Consider the following 10172-nt stretch of genomic DNA (forward strand, 5'->3'; position numbering starts at 1 on the left):
GTGCCCGACGCGTGTCGGCCCTTCTCACGTGGAGCGCGTCGCGTGTCCGATGGGGTGTCGGCCGTTTCGCCGGAAAGAAGTTTGCATATAGAGATGAGAAGTTTCCACCTACCGAACTCGACCGAGCCGGGCTCCGGGTAAGACGCCGTTCCTTCTCCGGTCCTCCTCTTCCTACTCACCGGCCGGCTGGAGAAATTCAACGTGACCTAGGGCTGTGAGTCGTCCTTAGTTGGTGGGAGGAATAGGAAGCCCAGCGCGATCCCGAGTAGGCAAGGTAATCCGTGGTTGTCGTGGAGGGCGGAGCCACAGGTAGCTCATCAACTGACCGAACAACCCGCACCCGAAGTACAGGAGCAGCCACCGGCGGAAATCCCTCACTTCTTAGGAGGAAGAACTATGTAGTTAGCGTCGCCTACTGTGAAGAAGTGCGTATTTAGCAACTCACTGCCACGAACTATCGCCGAGAGTCGTCGCGTTGGGACTGCGTCACCGGCCGACGGTACCGACGCCAGTGCGCGCGTGAGCGAGTGCGGCGTCGTAGCGGGTTAGGGCTAGGGCGGCTAGGCGGGGGTCGGGGCCGAGGGGGGTGCTGACGGGGTGGTTTCCGCTGAGGCGGCGGATGTGGTCGGCGAAGGCGCCGGGGGCGAGGAGGTAGGTGGCTACGGCGGTGCGGGTGGGGGTGCGGGCGAGGACCGCGGGGAGGCGTTCGCCGGCGCCGGAGACGTAGCCGACCTCGACCGGGCGGTCGATGCGCTCGGCGAGGAGGGCGGCGGTGGCCGAGCAGTCGAGGAGCGCGCGGCGGTTCGAGGAACCGGCCGCCGCGAGTACGACGTGGTCGATGGCGCTGAGATCGCCGAGGCGGTCGGCGAGGATGTCGGCCAGGACGGGGTCGGGGCCGAGGGCGGCCGCGGCGGTCACCTGGTCTGCATGGCGCGACGCCTGGCCGAGAATGTCGACGGCAACGTGGTAGCCGCTGCTGAGCAGGAGCGGTACGACGACCGCCTGGTTGCTATCGGCAACAACTCGGTCGACCAGTGAAGGAAGAGCCGGCGTGTCGACGTCCACAAAGCCCAACGAGATCGGCACCTCAGGCCGAATCCGCCCCATCTCCCGGACCAACGCGTGCACTGTACGGATACCACGAGGATCGGCCGTCCCATGCGCGGCGGCGATCAGATCAGGAGTGCTGGTCATGTCGTCATCCCCACTGGTTCGACGGCCAAGCGATAGCCGCGGCGTACTACGGTTCGCACCAACTCAGGCCGGCCAACCGCAGTACGGAGTCTGTTGACCGTCACCTCGACGGCGTGGACGTCCTCCGCACCAGGCAGCACCGCCAGCAGGTCCGGGCGCGACACCACATCGCCACCAGCCGCAACCAGAGCAGCCAGTACTGCGCGGGGCCCGGGTCCCAGCGGCAGCACTTCGCCGTCCAGCACCGCTGCGCCGCCGCGGATCACCAATTGCCCAAAGGCCGTCTCGATCGATCGAGCGTTGTCGTCGGTCAGCCGATCGGTCACGATCCGGATCAGCGCACCGAGCCGGTACCGGTCCGGCACCAGCGGTTCCAGCCCCAACGCCTGGAACGGCGCAGCTGTCACCGGCCCGACACAGGCATTGAGCACCCGCCCGGTCCGAAGCGCTGTCACCAACGCGTCGTACTGCCCGGCTAGGACAGCAGCATCCAGCAACGCCTGCGCACCAGGCGCCGACGTGTGGACGACGGCATCGACCGCGCCGGCGCAGATCTGCCCGATCACCCGCTCCACCGCGGCCGGATCAGGCGCCGGCCCCCATCGATAGACCTCGAGCCCGCGCACCGACGCGCCCGCCGACCGCAACGCATCCATCAGCGCCGGGTCCGACAACCCGTGCAACTGCACGACAATCTTGCGCCCGGAAACCCCCTGGTCCCGCAGCCATTCGACGACCTCGGCCGTCGTCTCCGATCGAGCGGACCAGTGCTCCACCAACCCAGCCGCGCGGATCGCCCCGCGCGCCTTGGGCCCACGCGCAAGCAGGCGCGACTGCTCCAGCGTGCTCAGCAGATCCGCTGCCAACCCTGCGGTGTCTGCCGCCTCGACCCAGCCGCGAAACCCGACCGCGGTCGTGACCACCACATCGTCCGGCGGGTTCGCGATCACCCGCCGGGTCGCCTCGATCAGCGTCTGGTCGTCCGGCGCCGGCACGATCTGCAGGGTCGGCGCGTGCAGCACCTTCGCACCGCGCCGTTCGAACGAGGCGATCAGGTCGTCGGCCCGGCGATGAGCGGTCACCGCGAGGGTGCAACCGCTCAGCGGGCCCGGCCTATTCTTCACCGGCACTCACCAGCACCTGTCCGTCGACGACCTGTACCTCGTACGCCGGGATGGTGACGTCCGGATCGTCCAGGCACTGGCCGGTGCGCAGGTCGTACACCTGCTTGAACATCGGCGACGCTACGGTCGGTACGTCGCCGCGGCTGCCCACGATGCCGCGGGACATCACGTTGGCGCCGCTGACCGGATCGTGGTTGTCCAGGGCGTACACCGCGCCGTCGTGGGTCCGGAACAGCGCGATCTGCCGCTCCCCGATCAGCGCGGCGACCCCGCGTTCGGGCAGCAACACGTCATAGGAGCAGACCGCCACGGCGGTGAGGGTGTTCATCGGCGTACCTCCAGTCGGGGGCCGGCCAGCAGGACCGGCTCCATCTGTCCGCGTTCTGCCGGCGTGGCCGGCCGCGGCTGGTTGCGTTCGACCACGTAGCGCAGGTCGGCGTCGGGTTGGTCGGGGGCGTTCACGAACGAGACGAACCGGGCCAGCTTCTCCGGGTCCTGCAAGGTCGCCTGCCATTCGTCGACGTAGGAGTCGATGTGGCTGGCCATCGCCGCGTCGAGGTCGGCCGCGATGCCGAGGCTGTCGTTCAGCACGACGTCGCGGACGTGGTCCAGCCCGCCCTCGATCTCGTTCACCCAGACAGCGGTCCGCTGCAGCCGGTCGCCGGTGCGGATGTAGTACATCAGGAACCGGTCGATTGCCTGTAGCAACTGGTCGTCGGACAGGTCGGACGCGAGCAGTTGCGCGTGCCGCGGCGTCATGCCGCCGTTGCCGCCGACGTACAGGTTCCAGCCGTTCTCGGTGGCGATCACGCCGACGTCCTTGCCGCGCGCCTCGGCACACTCCCGGGCACACCCGGAGACGCCCAGCTTGAGCTTGTGCGGCGACCGCAACCCGCGGTACCGCAACTCCAGTGCGATCGCCATCCCGACGGAGTCCTGGACGCCGTACCGGCACCAGGTGGAGCCGACACAGGACTTCACGGTTCGCAACGATTTGCCGTAGGCGTGCCCCGATTCGAAGCCGGCGTCGACCAAACGCTTCCAGATCGCAGGCAACTGCTCGATCCGGGCTCCGAACAGGTCGACCCGCTGGCCGCCGGTGATCTTCGTGTACAGCCCGAAGTCCCGGGCCACCTCGCCGATCGCGATCAAGCCCTCCGGCGTCACCTCGCCGCCGGGGATCCGCGGCACGACGGAGTACGTGCCGTCCTTCTGGATGTTGGCCATCACGTGGTCGTTGGTGTCCTGCAGGGTGGCGCGTTCGCCGTCCAGCACGTGCCCGGCGGGGTCGAGGCTGGCCAGGATGGAGGCCACCACCGGCTTGCAGATGTCGCAGCCGCGACCGGTGCCGTGCCGCTCGACGATCTCGCTGAACGTCCGCAGCCCGGTCACCCGGACGACGTCGAACAGCTCCGCGCGGGACAACGCGAAGTGCTCGCAGAGCGCCTTGCTGACCTCGACACCGGCCGCGGCCAGTTCGGAGTTCAGCAGGTTCTTCACGATCGGCAGGCAGGAGCCACAGCTGGTGCCGGCTTTGGTCTTGCCACACAGCGATTTGAGGTCCCCGCAGCCCTCCTCGCGAACCGCGCACCGGATCGTGCCGGCCGAGACGTTGTTGCAGGAGCAGACCGGCGCATCGTCCGGAAGCTCCATCTGCACCGGCTGCGAACCCTCCGGCAGCAGGTACGACGCGGGGTCGGCACCCAGTTGCCGCCCGACCATCGGGCGCAGCCCGGAGTACGCCGATGCGTCGCCCACCAGGATCCCGCCGAGCAGCGTCCGCGCGTCGTCGGAGAGGACGAGCTTCTTGTAGACGCCCGCGACCGGGTCGGCGTACACGATGTCGAGCGCACCCTCGGTCGCGCCGAACGCGTCGCCGAAGCTGGCGACGTCGACGCCGAGCAGCTTCAGCTTGGTCGACGAGTCGGCACCTGGGAAGGTCGCCGCGCCGCCGAGCAACTGGTCCGCGACGATCTCGGCCATCGCGTAGCCCGGGGCGACCAGACCCCACACCCGGCCCTCGATGCAGGCCACTTCGCCGATCGCCCAGACGCCCGGTACCGAGGTCCGGCAGGTGTCGTCGACCACGACGCCGCCGCGTTCGCCGATCTCCAGGCCGCTCGCGCGTCCGAGTTCGTCGCGCGGCCGGACACCGGTCGCGAAGACCACCACGTCGGCCGGCAGATCGGGGCCGTCGGCAACGGCCATCGCCTTGGCAGCGCCTTGCGACGTCGTCTTCACCCGGGTCGTCTGGGTCGAGGTCAGCACCTCGATATCGAGATCGCGGATCAGCCGCGCGAGCGCGCTGCCGCCGCCTTCGTCGACCTGCAACGCCATCAGCCTGGGCGCGAACTCGACCACCTTCGTCTTCGCACCCAGCGCCCGCAGCGCACCTGCCGCCTCGAGGCCGAGCAGACCACCACCGACCACGACCCCGTTGACATCCTTGCCCTCGGCCCGCAGCCGTTCGACGTACACGCGCAGAGCGGCGACGTCGTCGACGGTGCGGTAGACGAAGCAGCCGTTCACGTCGCTGTTCTTGATCGGCGGCACGAACGCGTAGGAGCCGGTGGCAAGTACCAGTTCGTCGTACGCGATCACCTCGTCGCGCGAGGTCCGGACCGTCTTGGCCTCGACGTCCATCGCGGTCACGGTGACGCCCTTGCGCAACGTGACGGCCGGGTCGTCCCAGAGCTCGGGGTCGCCCAGGGAGAGGTCCTGCGGGTCACGGCCGGAGAAATACGAGGTCAGAGCCACCCGGTCGTACGGCATCCGCGGCTCTTCGGCGAGCACGGTGATCCGCCAGTCCACGGCGGTGTCCCGGGAGCGCAACGCCTCCACCAGCCGGTGCGCGACCATGCCGCCACCAACGATCACCAAGTGCCGGGCCTTGTTCAGCTCTGTCATGGTTGCCCTCCTGGTCGGGACGGGTTCGCTCTCGCCGCGCCGGAGCCGGTCGAGAAGGTTGCCGACAGCCCCCGTACAGCTGCCGCACCCGGTGGTCGCTCTGGTCTTCGCCGCGATGCCGGCCACGCTGTCGGCACCCGCCTGCCAGGCCGCCTCGATGGCAGCCCGCGTCACGCCGTTGCACCGGCAGACGGTCAGTTGTCGCTTCTTCGGGGTTTCGGGGGCCGCGAACAACAGATCGGCGGCGACCTGCGTACGCCGGTCCGCCAGCAGCACCAACTCGGCCGCCACCTCCGGCGCCCCGACCACCACAGCGGACCGCACCACGCCTTCGTGGATCACCGCCCGCACGAATCGCTTGTCGTCGTCCAGCTGGACGACCTCTCCACCAGGGGCTTCGCTCCCGAGCACGAGCACGTCCAGCCCACCGGCGGTCAGCCGGATGACCTCATCGCCCGGACCCGGCTCCACTTCTTCGGCTGCCAGGTGGCGCGCAAGGATCTCCGCCTGGTCCCAGGCGCCGGCGACCGTTCCGGTCGTTCGCCCTTCGCACTCCGCGCAGTCGCCGATCGCATGCACGTCAGGATCAACCGGAGTAGTGAACGTGTGGTCGACGACGATCCCGCCGGTCGACCCGATCGGAAGCCCGGCGGCCGCAGCGACCGCCGCTCGCGGTTCGACCCCGCAGGCCGCGATCAGCAACTCACCGAAGACAACCCCGCCGCCGGCCAGCTGGGCGGACCGGAAGCTGCCGTCCCGTACCTCGGTGCTCGCGATCGTCGTGTTCAGCAGCACCTCGACACCGAGGTGGCGAACGGCCCTGGTGATCCGTCGGCCGGCTGTCGCCCGGATCGTCTTGTCCAGCAGGGATTCACCGTCGTGGATCAGGGTGACCGCAACCCCACGTTCGCGCAGGGCGCAGGCCGTCTCCACGCCGAGTATCCCGCCGCCGAGGATCACCGCCCGGCGTACGTGCTCAGCAGCCCGCACGATCGCGATCGCGTCGTCGGCGGTCCGCAGCGTCCGGAAACCGTTGAGCGCCGGCGGCTCGACCGGCTCGGCACCCGTCGCGAACACGAGCCGGTCGTAAGGAATCCGCTGGCCATCTTCGGCGATCACGACCTTCGCTGCGCGATCGACCGCCACAGCCGTGACCGGATTCGCTTTGTCCACCACGGGTTCCGCCGCGCGACCCGCGACGTACTCGGTGAGCCGGCCGCGGTTGTAGAAGCCCTCGTCGCCGAGCAGCTGTACGTCGTACCGGCCGTCGAGGAGCTGGGCGAGCCGGGTGCCCGCCATCCCCGCGCCGATGATCACCACTCGTTCGGTCATGCCGGAATCCCCTTTGCGGACAGGGACGCGGCGGCCAGCTCGACCGCGCAAGCCTTGAACTCGGGCATCTTCGAGACCGGGTCCAGCGCATCGTTGGTCAGCTCGTTCACGCTGCCCTCGCCACCGAAGTGGAACGGCACGAACACCGTGTCCGGCCGTACGTCGGTCGTCACGCGCGCCGGGAGCACCATCGAGCCCCGCGCCGTCGTCAAACGCACCGGCCGGCCGTCCGAGACCCCCAGTTGCGCGGCGACCCGCGGGTGGATCTCGGCGAACACCTCCGGCTCGGCCTCGGCGAGCTCGACCACGCGGCGGGTCTGCGCGCCACTCTGATAGTGCTGCAGAAGGCGGCCCGTCACCAGGTAGAGCGGCGCTTCACCACGGAGGTCGTCGGCTACCGGCCGATGGTCGACCGCGATCACCCGCGCCCGGCCGTCCGGCGTACCGAAGCGGTCGGCGAACAGCCGTGGTGTGCCCGGGTGGCTCTCCTCCGGGCAGGGCCAGAACAGCGCTTCGTCGGCGTCCAGCCTCGCCCAGCTGATCCCGGCGTAGTCCGCGATGCCGCCCGCGCTGGCGAGGCGAAGCTCCTCGAAGACCTCGGCCGGATCGGTGGAGAACGGAGTCGCCGGGCGCAGCCGCTCGGCCAGTCCTGCGAAGATCGCCAGGTCGCTGCGCACCTCACCAGGCGGCGTCACGGCCGCCCTGCGTCGCAGTACGCGTCCCTCCAGCGACGTCATCGTGCCGTCCTCCTCGGCCCACTGCGTGACCGGGAAGACCACATCGGCGATCAGGGCGGTTTCCGACGGGACCACGTCCGCGACGACGAGCAGGTCCAGCGCGGCGAGGTGCTCCCGCACTGAGGCGAGCCGTGGCGCAGACACCAGCAGGTTGCTGCCGTGGACCAGGAGCGCCCGCGGGCCTTCCGGCGTACCGAGGGCGTTGATCAGCTCGACAGCACTCCGGCCCGGGCCCGGCAGGTCGTCCGGGTCCACTCCCCACACACCGGCCACGTGGGCGCGTGCGGCCGGGTCCGCGATGCTGCGGTAGCCCGGTAGTTGGTCCGCCTTCTGACCGTGCTCGCGGCCGCCTTGGCCGTTCCCCTGGCCGGTGATGCAGCCGTAGCCGCTGCCTAGCCGCCCAGGCAGGCCTAGCGCGAGAGCCAGGTTGATGCAGGCGGTGACGGTGTCAGTGCCCTTGCTGTGCTGCTCTGCGCCACGCCCGGTGAGGATGAATGCCCCAGCACCACCATGTACGGGCGCAGCTGCCGCCAGGAGGCGCGCCGCCTGCCGGATGGTGACAGCCGGTACGCCGGTCACGCGCTCGGCGCGCTCCGGCCACCAGCCGGCCGTGGACCGGAACAAGCCGTCAGGGTCGTCAGTCCGTTCCTGCAGGTACGCGGTGTCTGCCAGTCCCTCCTGCAGCACCACGTGCGTCAGCGAGAGCACCAGGGCCAGGTCAGTGCCCGGCGTGGGCTGCAGGTGTACGCCGGCGCCTTCGTCCACCAGCCCGGCCGTCGCAGTACGGCGTGGGTCGACAACGAGCAGGCCACCAGCGGCCCGAGCCGCGTCCAAGTGCGCGACGGCGGGCGGCATTGTTTCGGCAATGTTGCTGCCGACCAGCAAAATCGCGCCGGCGCCGCCGAGATCGGTCAGCGGGAAGGGCAGACCACGGTCGATGCCGAAGGCACGGTTCGTCGCAGCTGCCGCGGACGACATACAGAAGCGGCCGTTGTAGTCCACGTTCGACGTCCGCAGCGTGACCCGGGCGAACTTGCCGAGCGCGTAGGCCTTCTCATTGGTGAGGCCGCCACCGCCGAACACGGCCACCGCGTCATCGCCGTACGCCGTCTGCAGCGAGCGGATGCGGTCGGCAACGAAGTCGAGCGCCTCGTCCCAGCTCGTCTCCACCAGGTCGCCGGCGGCGTTGCGGACCAGCGGCTTCGTCAGGCGGTCCGGCACCGTGAGCACCTCGGGTGCCGTCCAGCCCTTGCGGCACAGTCCGCCCCGGTTGGTCGGGAACTCGCGAGGTTGCACGGCCACTGCACCCGGCCTCTCGACCGGGTGCAGAGTCGTCGCGCACTGCAGGGCGCAGTACGGGCAGTGAGTGTCTACAGCGGTCACACGCGCTCCTGGCTGAGCGGGCCACCCCGACGCAGGTAGCAGAAGTACGTGAGGGCCAGGCAGACCACGTAGAAGCCGCAGAAGCTGTACAGAGCCGGTACCAGCGAGCCGTAGTGCCCGGTGGACATCGCGAAGCCGCGCGGTACGAAGAAGCCGCCGTACGCGCCGATGGCCGAGGCGATCCCGATACAGGCCGCCGCCTCGCGCCGGGCCCGGACCGGCTCCGGCTTGCCGTCCAGATCCAGCGTCGTCTGCCGGAAGACCGCCGGAATCATCCGGTACGTCGAGCCGTTGCCGGCGCCGCTGGCGACGAACAGCACCAGGAAGCTGAGCAGGAACCAGGTGAAGCTGCCGGAGTGCAGTGCGGCGATCGCTGACAGGATGCCGACGCCCATCACCACGAACGCCGTCACCGTCACCTTGGCGCCGCCGATCCGGTCGGCCAGCTTGCCGCCGAAGGGCCGCGAGACCGAGCCGACCAGCGCACCGAGGAAGGCGATGTGCGCCACCGTGATGTGCGGGAAGGTCGTCTTGATCAGCAGCGGGAAGGCCGCCGAGAACCCGATGAACGAGCCGAAGGTGCCGATGTAGAGGAAGGAGATCACCCAGGTGTGCGGCCGCTTCGCCGCCGCGATCGAGGCGCGGAACGACGAGGTCGCGGCGGACAGGTTGTCCATCACCCGCCAGGCCAGCACAGCGGCGAGCACGATCAGCGGCAGCCACATCAGCCCCGCGCGGTTCAGCGTCAGGCCCGCGCCGGCGACGATCATGATCGGCACCAGCAGCTGGACCACGGCCACCCCGAGGTTGCCGCCGGCCGCGTTCAGCCCGAGCGCGAAGCCCTTGTCCCGCTCGGGGAAGAAGAAGGAGATGTTCGTCATACTGCTGGCGAAGTTGCCGCCGCCGACGCCCGCGGTGGCCGCGACCAGGGCCATCAGCCAGAACGGGGTGTCCGGCCGGCTGACGAAGAACGCCAGCCCGGAGGTCGGGACCAGCAGCAGCAACGCGGACACGATCGTCCAGTTGCGGCCGCCGAACTTCGGTACGGCGAACGTGTAGGGCAGCCGCAGCGTGGCGCCGACCAGGCTCGGCAGCGCGACCAGCCAGAACATCTGGTCGGTGCTGTAACCGAAGCCGGCGGCCGGCAGCGACACCACCACGATGCTCCACAGCTGCCAGACCGAGAAGCCCAGGAACTCGGCGAAGATCGACGGCCACAGGTTGCGGCGAGCCACCCGGCGGCCCTTCGCCGCCCAGAACTCGGCGTCCTCCGGGTCCCAGACGTCGATCCAGCGGCCCCGGCGGGGCGCTTCGACCGTGCCCACCGCCCCGGTCACCTCGCGCGGGGTTGCGACCCCAGGTCGAGCCTCGAGCGTCATCGTTCGTCTCCGATCATCCGACCTGTCTGATTAGCTCAAGAAGCTATGACCGGGGTGTTTCCGAGCGGTCATCTCGTTGTTACGCCGTCGAAACGGCTCCCGCACACCGCCCACGG

6 protein-coding genes are annotated in these 10172 nt (G+C 69.6%); all 6 read right to left on the bottom strand.

The features are described 5' to 3' along the window. Positions 1-486: 486 nt before the first annotated feature. The 6 genes from EV138_RS38465 to EV138_RS10395 are packed head-to-tail and all read right to left on the bottom strand — an operon-like array spanning position 487 to position 10056. On the bottom strand, positions 487-1194 hold the full coding sequence (locus EV138_RS38465) for a sirohydrochlorin chelatase (RefSeq protein ID WP_133978164.1): 708 nt from the start codon (positions 1192-1194) through the stop codon (positions 487-489). Then, entirely contained in the window at positions 1191-2318 is a 1128-nt protein-coding gene (locus tag EV138_RS10375; RefSeq protein WP_202866685.1) for a uroporphyrinogen-III synthase, read from the bottom strand. Before EV138_RS10375 ends, EV138_RS38465 begins: the two co-directional genes overlap by 4 nt. Then, entirely contained in the window at positions 2308-2646 is a 339-nt protein-coding gene (gene nirD, locus EV138_RS10380; RefSeq protein WP_133978165.1) for a nitrite reductase small subunit NirD, read from the bottom strand. Before nirD ends, EV138_RS10375 begins: the two co-directional genes overlap by 11 nt. Beyond that, positions 2643-6557 carry a nitrite reductase large subunit NirB gene (gene nirB, locus EV138_RS10385; protein WP_133978166.1) on the bottom strand — a complete coding sequence of 1305 codons (3915 nt, stop codon included), beginning with the start codon at positions 6555-6557 and terminating at the stop codon, positions 2643-2645. The genes nirD and nirB overlap by 4 nt, the downstream gene beginning before the upstream one ends. Next, positions 6554-8677 (bottom strand): molybdopterin oxidoreductase family protein, encoded by a 2124-nt coding sequence (locus EV138_RS10390; RefSeq protein WP_133978167.1) that lies wholly within the window; start codon positions 8675-8677, stop codon positions 6554-6556. The genes nirB and EV138_RS10390 overlap by 4 nt, the downstream gene beginning before the upstream one ends. Further along, on the bottom strand, positions 8674-10056 hold the full coding sequence (locus EV138_RS10395; RefSeq protein WP_133978168.1) for an MFS transporter: 1383 nt from the start codon (positions 10054-10056) through the stop codon (positions 8674-8676). The genes EV138_RS10390 and EV138_RS10395 overlap by 4 nt, the downstream gene beginning before the upstream one ends. Between the last annotated feature and the right edge of the window lie 116 nt (positions 10057-10172).

The sequence above is a fragment of the Kribbella voronezhensis genome (assembly GCF_004365175.1).
GTDB classification, from domain to species: Bacteria; Actinomycetota; Actinomycetes; order Propionibacteriales; family Kribbellaceae; genus Kribbella; species Kribbella voronezhensis.

Bases quoted from the DNA above. Each gene is read 5' to 3' on its own strand.
- EV138_RS38465 (WP_133978164.1), bottom strand. From the start codon at position 1,194: ATGACCAGCACTCCTGATCTGATCGCCGCCGCGCATGGGACGGCCGAT.
- nirD (WP_133978165.1), bottom strand. From the start codon at position 2,646: ATGAACACCCTCACCGCCGTGGCGGTCTGCTCCTATGACGTGTTGCTG.
- nirB (WP_133978166.1), bottom strand. From the start codon at position 6,557: ATGACCGAACGAGTGGTGATCATCGGCGCGGGGATGGCGGGCACCCGG.
- EV138_RS10395 (WP_133978168.1), bottom strand. From the start codon at position 10,056: ATGACGCTCGAGGCTCGACCTGGGGTCGCAACCCCGCGCGAGGTGACC.